This window comes from Microbacterium testaceum, from assembly GCF_001476655.1.
In the GTDB taxonomy this organism is placed as follows: Bacteria; Actinomycetota; Actinomycetes; order Actinomycetales; family Microbacteriaceae; genus Microbacterium; species Microbacterium testaceum_C.
This window is the reverse complement of record NZ_LDRT01000070.1, coordinates 1-17,578: the sequence shown is the minus strand read 5'-3', so window position 1 is coordinate 17,578 and position 17,578 is coordinate 1. Positions and strand designations below refer to the sequence as shown.

General features: G+C 71.4%; 15 protein-coding genes. 11 read left to right on the top strand and 4 right to left on the bottom strand.

The genetic code is table 11. The features are described from left to right. Nucleotides 1-1,528, top strand: a 1,528-nt coding sequence (locus NS220_RS11000) for a DUF4407 domain-containing protein (RefSeq protein ID WP_346335421.1), incomplete at its 5' end; no start/stop codon positions are given. Next, the gene (locus tag NS220_RS10995) at nucleotides 1,528-2,004 is read left to right on the top strand and encodes an NUDIX domain-containing protein (protein ID WP_058624097.1); all 477 of its coding nucleotides are present in this window, start codon (nucleotides 1,528-1,530) and stop codon (nucleotides 2,002-2,004) included. The genes NS220_RS11000 and NS220_RS10995, both read left to right, overlap by 1 nt. Nucleotides 2,005-2,160: 156 nt before the next feature. Here the strand turns inward: NS220_RS10995 and NS220_RS10990 are convergent, their stop codons facing one another. Continuing rightward, the gene (locus NS220_RS10990) at nucleotides 2,161-3,135 is read right to left on the bottom strand and encodes a zinc-binding dehydrogenase (RefSeq protein WP_058624096.1); all 975 of its coding nucleotides are present in this window, start codon (nucleotides 3,133-3,135) and stop codon (nucleotides 2,161-2,163) included. 112 nt (nucleotides 3,136-3,247) lie between these two features. Between NS220_RS10990 and NS220_RS10985 the strand changes: the two genes are divergently transcribed. Further along, a complete protein-coding gene (locus tag NS220_RS10985) occupies nucleotides 3,248-3,823 on the top strand; it encodes a TetR/AcrR family transcriptional regulator (RefSeq protein ID WP_242864599.1) in 576 nt (191 codons plus the stop codon). Nucleotides 3,824-3,853: 30 nt separating this feature from the next. Here the strand turns inward: NS220_RS10985 and NS220_RS10980 are convergent, their stop codons facing one another. Beyond that, a complete protein-coding gene (locus NS220_RS10980) occupies nucleotides 3,854-4,168 on the bottom strand; it encodes a YbjQ family protein (RefSeq protein ID WP_058624094.1) in 315 nt (104 codons plus the stop codon). Between the two features lie 140 nt (nucleotides 4,169-4,308). On the opposite strand from NS220_RS10980, the gene NS220_RS10975 reads away from it, so the two are divergent. The 3 genes from NS220_RS10975 (at nucleotide 4,309) to NS220_RS10965 (ending at nucleotide 7,833) form a co-directional block, all read left to right on the top strand. Next, a complete protein-coding gene (locus tag NS220_RS10975) occupies nucleotides 4,309-5,835 on the top strand; it encodes an MmgE/PrpD family protein (protein WP_058624093.1) in 1,527 nt (508 codons plus the stop codon). Beyond that, nucleotides 5,835-7,013, top strand: a complete 1,179-nt coding sequence (locus NS220_RS10970; protein ID WP_058624092.1) for a thiolase family protein — start codon at nucleotides 5,835-5,837, stop codon at nucleotides 7,011-7,013. Before NS220_RS10975 ends, NS220_RS10970 begins: the two co-directional genes overlap by 1 nt. A gap of 103 nt (nucleotides 7,014-7,116) precedes the next feature. Continuing rightward, nucleotides 7,117-7,833 (top strand): Type 1 glutamine amidotransferase-like domain-containing protein, encoded by a 717-nt coding sequence (locus tag NS220_RS10965; protein WP_058624091.1) that lies wholly within the window; start codon nucleotides 7,117-7,119, stop codon nucleotides 7,831-7,833. A gap of 146 nt (nucleotides 7,834-7,979) precedes the next feature. On the opposite strand, the gene NS220_RS10960 is transcribed toward NS220_RS10965, so the two are convergent. Further along, on the bottom strand, nucleotides 7,980-11,444 hold the full coding sequence (locus NS220_RS10960) for a choice-of-anchor I family protein (RefSeq protein ID WP_058624090.1): 3,465 nt from the start codon (nucleotides 11,442-11,444) through the stop codon (nucleotides 7,980-7,982). Between the two features lie 170 nt (nucleotides 11,445-11,614). On the opposite strand from NS220_RS10960, the gene NS220_RS10955 reads away from it, so the two are divergent. From NS220_RS10955 to NS220_RS10945, 3 genes are all read left to right on the top strand, one after another. After that, a complete protein-coding gene (locus NS220_RS10955; RefSeq protein ID WP_058624089.1) occupies nucleotides 11,615-12,334 on the top strand; it encodes a VIT1/CCC1 transporter family protein in 720 nt (239 codons plus the stop codon). Nucleotides 12,335-12,660: 326 nt separating this feature from the next. Continuing rightward, nucleotides 12,661-13,839, top strand: a complete 1,179-nt coding sequence (locus NS220_RS10950; protein WP_058624088.1) for an acyl-CoA dehydrogenase family protein — start codon at nucleotides 12,661-12,663, stop codon at nucleotides 13,837-13,839. 80 nt (nucleotides 13,840-13,919) lie between these two features. Continuing rightward, the gene (locus NS220_RS10945; RefSeq protein WP_058624087.1) at nucleotides 13,920-14,708 is read left to right on the top strand and encodes an enoyl-CoA hydratase-related protein; all 789 of its coding nucleotides are present in this window, start codon (nucleotides 13,920-13,922) and stop codon (nucleotides 14,706-14,708) included. Nucleotides 14,709-14,769: 61 nt separating this feature from the next. Here the strand turns inward: NS220_RS10945 and NS220_RS10940 are convergent, their stop codons facing one another. Then, nucleotides 14,770-15,297, bottom strand: coding sequence for a MarR family winged helix-turn-helix transcriptional regulator (locus tag NS220_RS10940; RefSeq protein ID WP_058624086.1), 528 nt, complete (start codon nucleotides 15,295-15,297; stop codon nucleotides 14,770-14,772). A 200-nt stretch (nucleotides 15,298-15,497) separates the two neighbouring features. On the opposite strand from NS220_RS10940, the gene NS220_RS10935 reads away from it, so the two are divergent. Together NS220_RS10935 and NS220_RS10930 are read left to right on the top strand one after the other, a co-directional pair. Then, nucleotides 15,498-16,274, top strand: a complete 777-nt coding sequence (locus NS220_RS10935) for an electron transfer flavoprotein subunit beta/FixA family protein (RefSeq protein WP_058624085.1) — start codon at nucleotides 15,498-15,500, stop codon at nucleotides 16,272-16,274. Then, nucleotides 16,274-17,227, top strand: a complete 954-nt coding sequence (locus NS220_RS10930; RefSeq protein WP_058624084.1) for an electron transfer flavoprotein subunit alpha/FixB family protein — start codon at nucleotides 16,274-16,276, stop codon at nucleotides 17,225-17,227. Before NS220_RS10935 ends, NS220_RS10930 begins: the two co-directional genes overlap by 1 nt. The last annotated feature ends 351 nt before the right edge of the window (nucleotides 17,228-17,578 follow it).

The window sequence follows — 17,578 nt, the reverse complement described above, 5'->3', positions numbered from 1 at the left end:
CCACCCCACCAACCCGCGCTCCGGCGCGATCGCCGAGGCATCCGCCGAGCCGTGGGGTGCACCCGCCGGCCACGCCGACGAGGGCGAACCGCCCACCGGTGCGACCGCCCTGCTCGCGCACTTCGCCGACGAGCCCGCCACCGCGGCGGTTCCCCACGACGGCGAGACCGCCGTGCTCGACGATGCGGTCCCCGGCGAGGGAGTGCGCGCCGCCGATGACCAGGAGCGCACCGCGAACGCCGAGTCCGTCGCATCCGTCCCCCGGCACCCCCGCCTGCGCCGCGACGATCCGCGCCGACCGCGCCTGTCGCTGATCCGCCGCATGGCGGTGCTCGGCGGTGCCGACAACGATGTGCTGAGCGAGGTTCCCGAAGAGGTTCCCCGCTTCGTGCAGATGTTCCTCGTGCTCGCGGGGACGGCGCTGGTGTCGTCGCTGTCGATGATGTTCGCACTGCTCACGGGCGTGCGCGTGAGCCTGTTCCTCGCGATCCCCCTGGCCCTGGTGTGGGGCCTCATCATCTTCAACCTCGACCGCTTCCTCACCTCGACGATGCGCTCGACCAAGAACGTCTTCCGTCTGCTCGGTCTCGCCTTCCCCCGCGTGATCATGGCCGCGCTCATCGGCATCGTGGTGGCCGAGCCCCTCGTGTTGCAGGTGTTCCAGAACGACATCGCCCGCGAGGTGAACTCCACGAACGTCACGCAGGCCCTGACGGATCAGGATGCCGTCACCAACGGCCCCGAGAAGCAGGCCCTCGACGCCGCATCCGCCCAGGTCTCGGCGCTCGAGAACCAGGCCGCGACCGGCATCGTCACGGGAACCTCGTCGACCTCGGCCGAATCGGCCGCCGCACAGCAGACCGTCGATCAGCTCACGCAGCAGCTCGCCGCTCAGCAGTCCGTCATCGACCAGGCGCGCGCGGTGTATCAGTGCGAGCTGACCGGGCAGGGCGCGGGAAGCGTTCCGGGCTGCACCGGAGTCGCCGGCAACGGCGCGAGCTCCGACGCCGCGAAGGCACAGCTCGCTCAGGCCCAGTCGTCGTACGACGCCCTGTCGACGCAGCTGCAGCAGGCCCAGACCGCGCTCGCGACCGCCAACGCCGCGGGCGCCGAGGCCGCGGCATCCTCCGCCGATCAGAACAAGAAGCAGGCCGAGGATCAGCTCCCCGCCGCCCGCACCCAGTACGAGACAGCGCTCGCCGCGTACAACCAGCGCGCGGCGTCGATCGCCGACGGCAACGCGGGAGCAGTCGGTCTGCTCAGCCAGATCACGGCTCTCGAACGGCTGTCGGATCGCGAGCCGGTCCTGCGCTGGGCGCACTACCTGATCGCGGCGCTGTTCTTCATGATCGAGCTCCTACCGGTCCTCGTGAAGGTGCTGACCGGGTTCGGCGGACCCTCGCTCTACGAGAAGGCCGAGAAGATGCGCGGGCAGATCGCCCTCGATCGCGTCACCGCGCGCACGTACCGCAAGCGCGCCGATGTCATCGTGGACGAGGCCGCGCGCGTTCCCGCGGCGACCGCCTGATGGTCGTGTGGAGTGCGGGGCTGCTGCTCTACCGCCTCGCCCCCGAGCCCGAAGTGTTCATCGCGCGCATGGGCGGGCCGTTCTGGGCGAAGAAGGACGCCGGCGCCTGGTCGATCCCGAAGGGGGAGTACGACCCCGAGACGGAGGGGGCTCTGGATGCCGCCCGCCGCGAGTTCCACGAGGAACTCGGCGTCGAAGCGCCCGAGGTCCCCTGGGCCGAACTCGGGACGTTCCCGTACTCCAGCGGCAAGAAGGTCGTCGTGTTCACAGGCGACGGCGCCGGGTTCACGGCATCCGGATTCACCTTCGGCACGTTCGAGATGGAGTGGCCGCCACGCTCGGGGCGCACGGCGTCGTTCCCCGAGGTCGACCGGGCGGAGTGGATGGACCTGGATGCCGCGCGCGACGCGCTCGTGAAGGGTCAGCGTCCCGCGATCGACGCTCTCGCCTCCGCGCTCGAGGCCCTGCCCGGCTGACGAGGCCGCGGCGCCTGTCCTGGTCACGGCCGCGTCGCGAGCGAAACTCCTGAGAAACGGAGAACGCCCACCCCGCACCCCGCGTGATCACGCGGAGGGAAGGGTGGGCGGGGCCGATCTCTCAGGAGTTTCGCACGGGCTGGCGCCCGCCTCAGCTCACGGGCGCAGCAGCACCTTGCCGACGCGGGGCGAGTCGCTCGCGCGAGCGGCCTCGCGGGCGTCGTCCAGGCCGAAGGTCGCCGCGACGGGGAGGGTCAGCGTGCCGTCGGCGAGGTAGCGCGACAGTTCGCCGAACAGGGCGCCGCGGGTCTCGGCATCCATCGTCTTGCTGACGACGCTGCCCCAGAAGCCCTTCACGGTGGCCTGGCGGAAGATGATGTCGCCGGCGCCGAGCTCGAGCTTTCCCGCGCCCATCGAGCCGAAGATGACGAGCGTGCCGTTCTCGCTCAGCATCGACAGCACCTGGCCGGCGGCGGGGCCTCCGACCGAGTCGACGCCCGCGACGATGCGCGCACCGTCCGCGAGGGCGAGGGCCTTCTCGCGCCAGTCGTCGGCGTCGGTCGACACGACGTTGTCGATCCCCTGCTCGGCGAGCTCGGCGACCGCGCTCTGGCGGCGGACGAGACCGATGACGTTGACGCCGCGCGCCTTCGCGATCTGCGCGACCATGCGGCCGACCGCGCCGTTGGCGGTGTTCTGCACGATCCAGTCGCCGGCCTTCAGGTCGAGCGAGTGCAGCAGGCTGATCGCGCTGAAGGGCATCGACACGAGCTGCGAGGCGACCTCGTCGCTCAGGCCCTCGGCGACGGGGATGAGGCCCGCGGCCTTCGCGACGACCTGCTCGGCCCACACGCCGAAGGCGCCGCCCGTGGCCACACGCTGGCCGACCGTGAGGCCCTCGACGCCCTCGCCGAGCTCCTCGATGACGCCGACCGCTTCGGTTCCGGCGCGCGCGGGCAGCTCGGGCTTGAAGCCGTAGGTGCCGCGGATGGTCCACAGGTCGTGGTTGTGGATGGGCGACAGCAGCACGCGCAGGCGCACCTCGCCGGGGCCGGGGGTCGGGGTCTCGACCTCTTCGACGCCGAGGACGTCGGCGGGCTCGCCGAACTCGTGGTGGATGACTGCGCGCATGGATGCCTCCTGTGGTTATTTTGTAACGACCGGTCTAATATAGACCTCGGGCCTGCGAATGCAACCCGGAAGACGCCGGACAGCGGAGAAGCGGAGGAAGAACATGGGCAGGATGCCGAGCTTCGAGCGCACCGCCGTCGTCGACGCCGCGCGCGATGTGTTCTGGCGGCGCGGCTACGCCGAGACCGGGATCGCCGAGCTCGAGGACGCGACGGGCCTCACCCGCTCGAGCATCTACAACGCCTTCGGGAGCAAACGGGGACTCTTCGACGCCGTGCTCGCCGCCTACCTCGACGACGTCGTCCGCACGCGCCTGCGCCCGCTCGGCGGGGGTGACCCCGGCGCGCTCGAGGCGTACGTCGCCGAGATGATCGACGGGATCGCGGCCGACTCCCCGCGGGCACGGCTCGGCTGTCTGCTGCTGAACGCCGGCTCCTCGCCGCTCGCGACCGACGACGCCGAGGTCCGCACCCTGGTCTCGGAGTACGCGGCCGAGATGCGTTCGGCGATCCGCGCGGCGGTCGCCGATCGTCGCCCCGACCTGGGTCCGGATGCCGTCGACGCCCTGGCCGCGGTCTGCGCCTCGCTTGTGGTCGCCGGTCTGACTCTCGCCCGCGCCGATCGGGACGCGGCGCTCACGACTCTGGCATCCGTCCCGACGACCCTGGAGTCGTGGGGCCGGGCCTGACTCGCCCCGCGAAACCGCGGACCGCGCTCGTCAGGCCAACTTCACGGCTGTGCCGTAGGCGACGACCTCCTGGAAGTTCTGCGCCACCTCGCTCGTGTCGAAGCGCATCGCGATCACCGCGTCGGCACCGAGGGCTCGCGCCTCCTCGATGAGGCGCTGCTTGGCCTCGTCGCGGCTCTCCTGGAGCTGCTTCGTGAGGCCTTGCAGTTCGCCGCCGAAGATCGACTTGAGGCCGGCGCCGAACTGCACGCCGATGTTGCGCGCGCGGACGGTCAGGCCGGTCACCTCCCCGAAGACTTCGGTGATCTGACGGCCGGGGACATCGTTCATCGTCGTGACGAGCATGCGATCAGTGTGGCAGCGGGTGAGCTCGCAGGCGAGAGGCAGAAGCCTCGGGTTTCGTGTGCGCCGCTTGTGCGTCGGCCGTCCTGTGTGTGTTGTCCTTCGGATGCCTCTGATCAGGCGAATCTGCCTACGCTGGGGTCATGACGATCACGCACCACCTCCGTGTCCACCGCAGCGAGGAGAATCTGGCTCGGGAGGGGCAGTTGGCGTGGTCTCTTGCGCGGGTGGCGGTGGATCCGGTTGCGGTGGATGCCGAGGTGGTCGACATGATCATCAACCGGGTGATCGATAACGCCGCGGTGGCGGCGGCGTCCCTGTCGCGGGGGCCGGTGAGTGCGGCGCGGCAGCAGGCGTTGGATCACGCGGTGTCGATCGGGGGGTCGGGGGCGACGGTGTTCGGGTGCCTTCTGGAGCGGCGGTCGAGTCCGGAGTGGGCGGCGTGGGCGAACGGCGTCGCGGTGCGGGAGCTGGATTACCACGACACGTTCCTCGCGGCGGAGTACTCCCACCCCGGCGACAACATCCCCCCGATCCTCGCCGTCGCCCAGCACACCGGCCGTGACGGTGCCGCTGTGGTCCGGGCGCTCGCGACCGCGTACGAGGTGCAGATCGATCTGGTGCGGGCGATCAGTCTGCATAAGCACAAGATCGATCACGTCGCCCACCTCGGCCCGTCGGCGGCCGCCGGGATCGGCACGCTCCTCGGGTTGGATCAGGCGACGATCTATCAGGCGATCGGGCAGGCCCTTCACACCACGACCGCGACGCGGCAGTCCCGCAAGGGTGAGATCTCCACGTGGAAGGCGCACGCCCCCGCGTTCGCGGGGAAGATGGCGATCGAAGCCGTCGACCGGGCCATGCGGGGTGAAACATCCCCGTCGCCGATCTACGAGGGGGAGGACGGAGTCATCGCGTGGCTGCTGGACGGCCCCGACGCGTCCTATGACGTGCCCCTCCCGGGGGACGGGGAACCCAAGCGGGCGATCCTGGATTCGTACACGAAGGAGCACTCGGCGGAGTACCAGGCGCAGGCGTGGATCGACCTCGCCCGAAAGCTGCACCGCGAACGCCCCGACCTCACCGACCCGGCGAACATCGCCTCGATCGTCCTGCACACCAGCCACCACACGCACTACGTCATCGGCTCGGGCGCGAACGACCCGCAGAAATACGACCCCACCGCCAGCCGGGAGACGCTGGATCACTCGATCCCGTACATCTTCGCCGTCGCCCTCCAAGACGGGGCCTGGCATCACGTCGACTCCTACACGCCCGCGCGCGCCGCCCGCCCCGACACGGTCGCCCTCTGGCACAAGATCACCACCGCCGAAGACGCCGAATGGACCCGCCGGTACCACTCCGAAGACCCGAACGACAAAGCCTTCGGCGGCCGGGTGGAGATCACCCTCACCGACGGCACCACCCTCACCGACGAGATCGCCGTCGCCGACGCCCACCCCCTCGGCGCCCGCCCCTTCGCCCGCGAGGACTACATCCGCAAGTTCCGCATCCTCGCCGAACCCGTGCTGCTGCCGGAGGAGATCGACCGGTTCCTCGACCTCGCCCAGCGCCTGCCCGAACTCACCCCCGCCGAAGTCGCGCAGCTCAGCATCGTCGCCAAACCCGGCATTCTGGCATCCGCCCCCGCCCCGAAGGGACTCTTCTGATGTCTGAGCCGCGGATCGTCCTCGTCGCCGGCGCACGCACGCCGATCGGATCCTTCGGCGGATCGCTCTCGGGCGTCGACGCGTACGAGCTCGGCGCGGTCGCGGTGACCGAGGCTCTGCGCCGCGCGGGTGTCGAGAAGGACGCGGTCGACGAGGTCGTCATGGGCTGCATCGCACAGAACGGTCCCGACGCCTACAACGCCCGGCGCGTCGCCCTCGCCGCGGGGCTCCCGACGCGTGTTCCCGCCTTCACCGTGAACCGGCTCTGCGGCTCGGGTCTGCAGGCGATCTGGTCAGCGGCTCAAGAGCTGCGCTGGGGCGGCATCGACGTCGCCGTTGCCGGGGGCGACGAGAGCATGTCGCGCACGCCGTTCCTCGAGTACGGGGCCCGCGGGAACGCCCGCCTCGGCGATCGGACGCTCCTCGACGGCACCCTCGCAATCCTCACCGACCCCTTCAGCGGCCGGCACATGGGCACGACGGCCGAGGTCGTGGCATCCCGATACAGGGTCTCGCGCGAAGAGCAGGACGCCTTCGCCGTGGAGAGCCAGCGGCGGGCGGCCCTGGATGCCAGTCGCGCGGCGTTTGCCGAAGAGATCGTGCCCGTGACGACCGGAGGCAAGCGGCCGGTCGAGGTGTCGGTCGACGAGCACCCGCGCCCCGGCACCACCCTCGAAGCCCTGGCGGGGCTGCGGCCCGCGTTCGAGAAGGACGGGTCGGTCACCGCGGGCAACTCCTCGGGTATCAACGACGGCGCGGCGGCGACAGTCCTGATGCGCGAGGACGACGTGCGCGAGCGCGGGCTGCGAGGTCTCGCTACCCTCGAGGCCGTCACGACCGCCGGCGTCGATCCCGAGATCATGGGGTACGCGCCCGTCATCGCGCTCCAGCGCCTGTGGGAGCAGACCGGGCTCAGCCCGGCCGATGTCGACGTGATCGAGCTGAACGAGGCGTTCGCGGCGCAAGCCGTCGCGGTCATCCGCGACGCGGGCCTCGACCCCGAGAGGGTCAACCCATACGGCGGCGCGATCGCGCTGGGGCATCCGGTCGGTGCGACGGGCGCGATCCTCACCGTGCGCGCGGCCCTCGACCTGCAGCGCCGCGACCTCGAGTACGCGGTCGTGACGATGTGCATCGGCGGCGGTCAGGCGCTCGCGGCGCTGCTCCGGCGGTACTGACCCCTTTCTTACTCGCGTGACTCGCCACATTCTGTCGCTGTCGGCCATCCCGAAGCGACAGAACCTGGCGACTCACGCGGGCTACGGCGGGGATACTGGGCCGATGGGAATTCATCTCCTCGGCGGGGGTCGCGACGTCGCCGCCTGCGGGTCGTTACTGGAAGCTTTCGTGCGCGAGGCGCGGGAGCGCGCCGCCGGCCGCGCGCTCGCGATCGCGCTCCTGCTCGTGCTCGAAGCCGACGACGACGCGTCGGTCGACCGGTTCCGTGGCGTGCTCGAGGCCGCCGGCGCGGCATCCGACGAGATCCGCGTGCACGCGATCCTCGAGGGCGAGAGCTTCGCGGATGCCGTGATCGAGGCCGATGGCGTCTTCGTCGGCGGGGGTCTGACTCCGGCGTATCTCGACGCGGTCCGCGGCATCCGGGAGGTGATCCGCGAGCGGGTCGCGGGCGGCATGCCCTACGCCGGATTCTCCGCGGGAGCGGCCATCGCTGCGGCCCCGGCGCTCGTCGGCGGATACCGCGTCCGCGGGATCGAGGTCGTGTCGGCGGACGCGGGCGAAGAGCTCGACGCCGTCGAGGTGCGTCCGGGCCTGGGGCTCCTCGACTTCGCCGTCGACGTCCACGCCGCTCAGTGGGGCACCCTCTCGCGTCTCGTCGCCGCGGTCGACGCCCGGCTCGTCGCCGACGGTGTGGCCATCGACGAGCACACGGCTCTGGTGATCTCGGCCCAGGCGGCACCGTCGGTGCGAGGCAGCGGGCAGGTCTGGCGCGTGGAGTCCGCGGCATCCGGGGTCCACGTTCAGCTGCTCCGCGCCTGATGCGTCCTTTGCGCGGGACACGTCATTCGCGCGTGAGGGGTCGAGAAGTGTCGCCTCGAGCCTGTCCCGGCGACACGCTCTGACCCCTCGCGCGAACGGGAACGGCCCCCACCCCCGCGAGGGTGAGGGCCGTTCCGGACGGAGCGTCAGGCCGTGCGGCGGCGGCGCAGGGCGAAGGCCAGGCCGCCCGCGACCACGAGGAAGCCACCCGCGAGCGCGAGGCCCCACGGTGCCTCCGCGCCGGTGTTCGCGAGGCCCTGACCGGGGCGCTGGCCCGGCTTGTCGGCATCCGGCCCCGGAGTTCCCGGCTGCTCACCGGGGTTCTCGCCCGGGGTCTCGTCCGACGCGAGAACGGCACGCCCGAGCGGGGCCGGGTCGACGATCGGCGTCGCCTCGAAGTACGACAGTGTCGCGTCGAGGTCGATCTGACCCGTGTCGGTGCGGTCGGTTCCGGCGGCGAAGGTCGGGAAGCCGTCTCCACCGTTGGCGAGGAACGAGTTCGTCACGACCGTGAACGTGTCGGTGTCGGCGATCGCGCGGCCCTGGTAGGCCATCGAGACGACCGAACCGACGCGCGGGTTCGCAGGGTCCTGCTCGTAGGTGTAAGTGAAGCCGTCGGAGACGCCCAGGTGCAGCTTCGGGCGATCGCCCTCGGCCTTCCACTGCTCGTTCAGGATGCCGCGCAGCTGCTCACCCGTCAGCGTCACCGTCACGAGGGTATTGGCGAAGGGCTGTACGAGCGCAGCCTCCTTGTAGGTGACCACCCCGTCGTCGCCCTTCAGCAGGTCGGCGCGGAGGCCGCCCGGGTTCATCAGCGCGATCTGGGCCTTCGTCCCGGCGTAGGCGGGGTTCTGAGACGTCGCCCACAGGTACACGTCGGCCACCCAGTTCCCCATCGACGACTCCACGCCGCGATCCGCACCCGAGGGGGTGCCGCCGCGCAGGATGTCTCCGCTGATCTCGCCGACCGGCTTCGCGCCGATGACGTCGGCCTGCGCGACGTAGCCGGCGACCTTCGCCGCGATGTCGGCGTCCGCGGGGAACGCGCCCGCGAGCGGGAACGTCGTGCCCGAGACGGATGCCAGGGAGTCGGTGCGCGTGTCCCACGAGAGCGAGAGCTGGCCCATGGCCTTGCCGTACTCGTACGCCTGGATCACCGGGCGGGTGCGGTCGGTGCCCGCGACGGGGAGGTCGCACGCGTACGTCTGGTGCGTGTGCGCCGAGACGATCGCGTCGATCTCGGGCGAGGCGTTGGTGGCCAGGTTGCCGAAGCCGGCCTGGTCGGCGGCGATCGCGGCGCAGTCGTCCGACACGGATGCCCCCGAGTGGGTCAGCAGCACGATCACGTCGGCGAGGTCGCCGGCCGTGATCTCGTCGGCCACGCGGTTCGCCGCCTCGAGCTGGTCGCCGAAGTCGAGGTCGGCTATGCCGGCCGGGTCGACCATGGTCGCGGTGTCGGGAGTCACGGTGCCGATGAAGGCGACGCGCACGCCGTCGACGTCCTTCACCGCGTACTCCTGCAGCGCGGGCTCCTTCGTGCCCTTCTTGTAGACGTTCGCGCCGAGGCCGAACTCCCCGCCGCCGTACTCGGGGAGCACGCGGTCGGTGAGGTCGGCGAAGCCGCGGTCGAACTCGTGGTTGCCGACGGCCGAGACGTCGAGGCCCGACGCCTTCAGCGTGTCGATCGTGGGGGAGTCGTCCTGGATGAGCGAGGTGAAGGTCGACGCGCCGATGTTGTCACCCGCCGAGACGAACAGCGTGTTCGGGTTCGCGGCCTCCTTCGCCTTCACCGCGCCGGCGATGACGGCGGCGCCGGCCTCGCCCTGGGAGCCGGCCTCGAGGCGACCGTGGAAGTCGTTGATCGTGAGGATGTCGATGTTCTTCACGTTCGGGTTCTCGACCGCGAAGACGGTGGTGGTGCCCGAGACCTCGTTGCCCACGGCCACGAGGGGGCGACCGGTGGGGGAGTCCGCGGCCGCGATGAACTCGACGCCCTCGGGGCCGAGGTCGCCGGCCTTCGACAGCAGCTCGCGATCGGCGGCCTCGTCTCCCGTGAGCTGGTCTTCGACCGAGACCGAGAAGTCGCGGTTGTTGACGTACCCGGCGTAGGTCGCGTTCCGCGGGTCGGTGATGTCGTAGGTCATCACGCCGCCGACGCGCTCGAGGCCGATGAAGGCGTACGTGCGGCCGTCGACCACGCCGATCGCGAGGTTCTCGGGCTCGGGGCCCTTGTCGTCGCTGCGGCCCTCGAGGTTCGAGGCCGAGTGGTTCGAGTTGAAGAAGTCGGGGTTCGCGTCGTGCGTGATGCGCTCGAAGTCGGAGCCGGAGTCGAAGACCTGCGCGCCGTCGGTCGTCCAGACCGAGAAGCCGCGGCCGCCGAACGTGTACAGCTCGGAGTAGCAGGTGCCGTCGGCGTTCAGACCCATGTCGGTCGCGACGTTCAGGCGGCCGAGGTCGGCGTCGCCGAGCGAGCCGGCGAGCGGGCTGTCGGCGCAGACCGGAGCGAGACCGTCGGAGCCGAGGTCCTTCGCGCGGGCGGTGTCGGTGAAGTCGCCCCACTCGCGGCCGTCGCCCTCGTTGGCGGTGACGAGGTAGGTCTCGCCGCCCGCCTCGTAGGCCTGGATGCCGTCGGGCATGTACATGCCGAACAGGCCCGGGTAGCTCTTCTGGTGATAGGTAGGTGCGTCCTTCGGGTCGCGGTCGCTCGCGTCGAGCGTCTCGACGCCGTAGTCCTTGAAGCCGAGCGAACGGATGCCGGTGACCTCCGCCGAGGCGAGATCGACCGTCGCGACGGCGTTGGCCTCCTGCAGGGCCACGTAGGCGGTGGAACCGGCGATCGCGACGAACTCGGGCTCGAGGTTGCGGCTCACGCGGTTCGCGGCGAGGGGCGTGGAGCCCTGGTCGGGGGCGGCGACGTCGGGGCCGAAGACGCGCACGGCGGGGTCGAGGGGCTTCGACCCGCCCTGCTCGAAGGCTCCGAAGCCGGCCGTTCGAACGGCATCCTGCCCCGGCGCGGCCTTCTCGGCGGGGAGCGCGACGACGCCGACCGAGCCCTCGGGGTCGGTGGAGAAGTCGTCGGCGGGCTCGCCCTCGTTCGCGACCACGGCGAAGGCGCCGTCGGCCGAGATCGACACCATGTCGGGCAGGGCACCCACGGTGACCTCGCCGAGGATCGTCGGCTCGGCGGCGTCCGCGTCGAAGAACACCAGGCGGCCGGGCGCGGTCTTGTCGGCGGCCTCGAGGGCGATCACGCCGAGACCGTCGGCGCGCACGGCGAGAGAGTTGGCGACGCCCGTGCCGGCGATGGCGTAGAGCTTCGCGGGAGCGGCGGGGTTGCTGTTGTCGAGCACGTCGACGGCGCCGGCCTGCGCGTTCACGACGAACAGGCGGTTCTTGTAGGCGTGCACGATCTCGGCGGCGGACTGGTCGAACACGCCGGTCTCGTACGAGCCGAGCGGGCGCAGCGTCACCGCGCTGTCGGCGGCGGTGTCGCGCACGGGATCGGCGACGAGAGCGGCGGATGCCGCGGTCGCGCTCGACAGGGCGAGTGCGCACACGGCCGCCGTCGTCGCGGCCAGCGCGACGGTACGGCGAAGGAAGGTCGAAGGCATGGGCGTGTCCTCGGGGCGGGGGGAAACTCACGCGCCGCGGACGGCGCACGAGGAGGCCGCGGGGGCGGCACCGTGGCGATCATGTCGCGCGGCGATGACCCCCCGGTGAACGAGGGGGGAACGAAACGGCCCCCGCCGACGCCGAATTCAGCCGGGGCTACCCTGTGACCATGACCACCGCGAACGGCGCACACGCCGACGAGCCGCACCGTCAGGGACTCTCTCAGCGACTCAACTGGCTGCGCGCCGGGGTGCTCGGTGCCAACGACGGGATCGTGTCGACCGCGGCGGTCGTGGTCGGTGTCGCGGGCGCGACGAGCGACACGACCCCGGTGCTGATCGCCGGCCTCGCCGCCCTCGTCGGGGGCGCGATCTCGATGGCTCTCGGCGAGTACGTCTCGGTGTCCAGCCAGCGTGACAGCGAGCACGCGCTCATCCAGAAGGAGCGGCGCGAGCTCGCCGACGATCCCGACGCCGAGCTCGCCGAACTCGTGGGGCTCTACGAGGCTCAGGGGCTCTCGCACGACACCGCGACCCGCGTCGCCACCGAGCTCACGGCATCCGATGCCCTCAAGGCCCACCTCGCCGTCGAGCTCAACATCGACGCCGACGACGTGGTGAGCCCGTGGGCCGCCGCCTTCGCCTCGGCCGTCGCGTTCACGGTCGGCGCCCTGCTGCCGCTCGCCACGATCCTCTTCGCCCCGGTGGAGATCCGGGTGCCGTTGACGTTCGTGGCGGTGTTGCTCGCGCTCGCGGTCACGGGGTACGTCGCCGCGTACATCGGCGGGGCGCGGCGAGGGAGGGCGGTGCTGCGCACGGTCATCGGCGGCGCACTCGCGCTCGCGGCGACGTACGCCGTCGGGGCCCTCTTCGGCGTCTCCGCGGGATGAAACCGCGCAGACGCGCTGTTCCTCGCGGGTGAACGCTGTTCCTCGCGGGTGACGCTTCCCTCGCCGACCAGGCGGTGCCACCCGCGGCGTGAGCGCCGGGCGTCACCGATAAACGCCGTCCCTCGCGGGCCAGGCGGTGCCACCCGCGGCGTGAGCACCGGGCGTCACCGATAAACGCCGTCCCTCGCGGGAAACGCTGTGTCACCGCGTTTCCCGCAAGGAATGGCGTTTATCGAGGGGTGGTAGTCGCAACACCTACCAATTATTAGGACGTCCAGCTAATCTGGGGGGAGCGACGACGACGTCGCCCCACGAAGGAGAGCCGCATGGACACCACCCCTGCTCCCGTGCTCGACGCCCTTCCCGCCGGCACCCTCTCGGCGGATGAGCGCGAGGCCATTCTCGAAGCGGTCCGCGATTTCGCCGCGACCGAGCTCGCCCCGCACAGTCTCGAATGGGATGCCGAGAAGCACTTTCCCCGCGACGTCCTGCGCCGCGCAGGCCAGTTGGGTCTCGGCGGCGTCTCCGTCCGGGACGACGTGGGCGGTGCGGGGCTGTCGCGCCGCGACGCCATCGCCCTCTTCGAGGAGCTCGCCTACGGCGACCCCACCGTGACGGCGTACCTCACGATCCACAACATGGTCGCGTGGATGATCGACGCCTACGGCACATCGCAACAGCGCGAGCGGTGGCTGCCCGACCTCGTCGCGATGGACGATCTCGGCGCCTACTGCCTCACCGAACCCGGAGCGGGATCCGACGCGGCGGCGATCACCACCTCGGCGATCCGCCACGGCGACACGTACGTGCTCACGGGTGTGAAGCAGTTCATCTCGGGTGCCGGCGAGGCATCCGTCTATGTCGTCATGGCCCGCACAGGAGAGCCGGGCGCCCGGGGGATCAGCGCGTTCCTGGTCCCCGCCGACTCCGACGGGCTGTCGTTCGGGGCCCTCGAGAAGAAGATGGGATGGAACGCGCAACCGACCCGCCAGGTCGTGCTCGACGAGGTACGTGTTCCCGCCGAGAACCTGCTCGGGGGTGAGGGCCGCGGCTTCGCGATCGCCATGAGGGCGCTCAACGGCGGCCGGTTGAACATCGCCACCTGTTCGATCGGCGGAGCTCGCTGGGCTCTCGACCGCGCGATCGCCTACGTCCACGAGCGCTTCACGTTCGGTGAGGCGCTCGCCGAGAAGCAGTCCGTCGTCTTCGCCGTGGCCGACATGGCCACCGAGCTCGAGGCCGCGCGACTTCTCGTGCGCGATGCGGCGACGGCCCTGGACGCCGAAGACCCCGACACGGCGACCCGTTGCGCGATGGCCAAGCGCTTCGCGACCGACGTCGGCTTTCGGGTGGCCAACGAGGCCCTGCAGCTGCACGGGGGCTACGGCTACCTGCAGGACTACGGCATCGAGAAGGTCGTCCGCGACCTGAGGGTGCACCAGATCCTCGAGGGGACGAACGAGATCATGCGTCTCATCGTCGGCCGGAGCGTCCTGGCCGCGTGAGGTCGAGTCCCTCGAAGGATGTCGGGGGAGCGTGCGAGCATGCCAGAGCGGGTCGTCCGCGCCGACAGAACGGGAGTGACATGACGGAACAGGATGCCGGGTACGAGACGATCCGCGTCGAGCAGCGCGGACGCGTCGGGTGGATCACCCTCGACCGCCCCGAGGCGCTGAACGCCCTCAACACGCGGACGATGCACGAGGTCGTGACGGCAGCAGAGGCGTTCGATGCCGATGAGGGCGTCGGCGCGATCGTGGTGACGGGCAGCGAGAAGGCCTTCGCCGCGGGGGCCGACATCAAGGAGATGGAGGGCAAGTCCAGCGTCGAGATGGTGCTGACCGATCACTTCGGCGGCTGGTCGCGGTTCGCGGCCGTGCGGACGCCGGTGATCGCGGCCGTCTCGGGCTACGCCCTCGGCGGCGGGTGCGAGCTGGCGATGATGTGCGACGTGATTCTGGCCTCCGATCGCGCGAAGTTCGGCCAGCCCGAGGTCCAGCTCGGCGTCATTCCGGGGATGGGCGGCACGCAACGGCTCGTTCGGGCACTGGGGTACTACAAGGCCGCCGAACTCGTGCTCACGGGGCGCATGATCGACGCCGCCGAGGCGGAGCGGGTCGGACTCGTGTCACGGGTGGTGGCGGGAGCCGATCTGCTCGACGAAGCGCAATCGGTCGCCGAGACGATCGCGGCGAAACCGCTCCCGGCCCTGTACGCGGCGAAGGCGGCGCTCGACGCGGCGCTGGAGACCACGCTCGCCGAGGGGCTGCGCTTCGAGCGTCAGGCGTTCGCCGGCCTCTTCGACACGGCCGACCAGAAGGAGGGGATGGCGGCGTTCCGCGAGAAGCGGTCTCCGTCGTTCACCCACCGATGAGCGCGGCGACGGGGTGGCAGCGCGCGCGGTCGACCGCGCGCCGTCCCGCCGCGCGCCCGCGTCAGAGCGGGTCGGGCACCGGAGCGGGGTCGGCGAAGTCGCCCGCGCCCTTGCGGAAGCGCGCGATGATCCGCACGAGCGCCGTGGCGTCGTCGTCGTCGAACCCCAGGTCGGCGAACACCGCGTTCAGGGCGTCGGTCGCCTCCTCGACCCGCTGGCGCCCGGCGTCCGTGAGCGCGAGCAGCGCGGCCCGCCCGTCGGTGGGGTGCGGCTCGCGCGCGACGAGTCCGTCGCGCGCCAGACGTTCCACGGTGTTCGTCACGCTGGTCGGGTGCACCTGCAGCCGGGCGATGGCGCTGGCCATCGGCATCCGTCCCTCGCGGGTGAAGGCGAGCAGGCGCAGCATCTCGAAGCGCGAGAACGACAGATCGAAGGGCTTGAGGGCTCGATCGATGGATGCCATGAGCAGCTGGTGCGCGCGGATCACCGAGGTCACGACCGTCATGCCGTCGGCCGCATCGTCCCACCCGTGCGCGAGCCACTGGCGTTTGGCTTCGGCGATCGGGTCGACCGGCAGTCGTCGGGTCATCGGTCCTCCTCGCGTTTCACGGTACCGCGCGCCCGGGATCCGCGTGGCGGGGCGCGTTCCGGGCCGGCGAGCGGCGGCCGGGCTCCGGGCTGCGGCCGGCCGTGCAGCGGTGGCTGATCGTGTCGAAGCCTTCGCGCCCCGCACGTGTCCGCGGTCGTGAGGCCGTGGCATCCATCCCCCGAATGCAAGGAGACGCGTCGATGAAGATCGTGGTCCTGATCAAAGAAGTCCCCGACACGTGGGGCGAGCGGCGGCTCGACCTCGAGACCGGACTCACTGACCGGGCGGCCTCGACGCCCGTCCTCGACGAGATCGACGAGCGTGCGGTCGAAGCCGCGCTCGCGCATGCCGACGCGCACCCGGGTACCGAGGTGGTCGTGCTGACCATGGCACCGGCGTCGGCCGCGGCCACCGTGCGCAAAGCACTCGCGATGGGGGCGACGTCGGCGGTGCACATCGTCGACGACGCGCTGCGCGGGGCCGATCTGCTGCTCACGGCGGAGGTGCTTGCGGCGGCGATCCGTCGCACGGGGTTCGACCTCGTGATCGCCGGGAACCTCTCGACCGACGGTGGGGGCGGCGTGCTGCCCGCGATGGTCGCCGAGGTGCTCGGGGTGGCGCAGCTGACGGCGCTGTCGAGTCTGGAGGTGGGGGAGGACTCGGTCGCCGGCGGCCGAGTGAGCGACGCGGGCACGATGCGGGTGTCGGCAGCGCTCCCCGCGGTCGTGTCGATCACCGAGGCGCTGCCCGAAGGGCGTTTCACGACGTTCAAGGGCATCATGGCGGCGAAGAAGAAACCGTACGAGACCCTGGATGCCGCCGCTGTCGGTATCGACGTCGAAGATCCCGCGGTGCCGCGCTACATCATGGTGTCGGTCGCCGAGCGCCCGCCCCGCGAGGCCGGCATCAAGATCACCGACGAGGGGGATGCCGGCGAGAAGCTCGCCGCCTTCCTCGTCGCCGAGGGGGTGGTGTGATGGCCGTCGCGCTCGTGCTCCTCGAGGTGCTTCCCGGAGGGGCGCTCGCCGCGTCCTCCGCGGGACTCCTCGCCGCGGCGCGCCGGGTGGGCGACCCGGTGGCCCTGATCGCGGGTCCGGCCGACGCCGCTGCCGAGGCCGCCGCGCGGGGCGCAGTCCGGGTGCTCACCGCCGATATCGAACCCGGGGCGCTGACCGTCCCCGTGGTCGACGCCCTCGCCGCGGCGGTCGCGCAGGAGAGTCCCGACCTCGTGCTCGCGTCGAACTCCGTGGAGTCGCGCGATGCCGTCGCCCGACTGGCCGCGCGCTTGCGGTTGCCTCTCGCGGCCGACGTGGTCGGCGTGGACCGTGACGAGCTCGGTGTCGTCGCCCACCATGCCGTCTTCGGTGGAGCATTCAGCGTCGACGGTGCCCCGACCTTCGGGCCGCTCGTCGCCACCCTCCGCCCCGGGGCCGTGACGGAGCGCCTCGATCCGCAGCCCCTCGTCGTCGAGCGGCTCGAGGTCGTGGCATCCGGGGTGCGTTCCGGCCGTGTCGAGAGCTTCTCCGAGACCGCGGCCCCGTCGACGCGTCCTGAGTTGCGCGGGGCGAAGGTCGTCGTGTCCGGGGGCCGCGGGGTCGGCTCGCGCGAGAACTTCGCGCTCGTCGAGCAACTGGCCGACGTGCTGGGGGCGGCGGTCGGCGCCTCTCGCGCCGCGGTGGACGCGGGATACGTGCCGGTCTCGGCGCAGGTCGGGCAGACCGGGGTGACCGTGTCGCCGCGGCTGTACATCGCGCTCGGCATCTCGGGCGCGATCCAGCATCGAGCCGGCATGCAGACCGCTACCACCATCGTCGCGGTCGACAAAGATCCCGAGGCACCGATCTTCGCGATCGCCGACTTCGGTATCGTCGGAGACCTGTTCACCGTCGTCCCGCAACTCATCAGCGCGCTCGAGGCTCCGAAGAAATAGATGGCGTCCACACCCCGCACCCCGCGTCGCGGGCTGCCGCGCGTCCCCGGCGGGGAGCCCTGGCCGCCTGTGGCCGCGGGCGCGCCCGCGGCGGGGAGCGATGCGTCCCCCGAGAGCGGTGTGCCGGAGGCTGCGGACGCCCGCCCCGCGGACGCGTCGACCTCGCAGAATGTCGCCGATCTCGCAGAATCCGCGTCTGATTCTTCGGGATCCGCGCGACTCTCCGAGTCCGAGCGCACGCCCCCCGCGGACTCGGATGCGGCCGACCCTCCCCGCGTGACGGCGGTCCGCCGCGGCCTTCCTCGGGTCCCGGGCGGCGAGCCGTGGCCGTCCGCGGCGGACCGCCGTCAC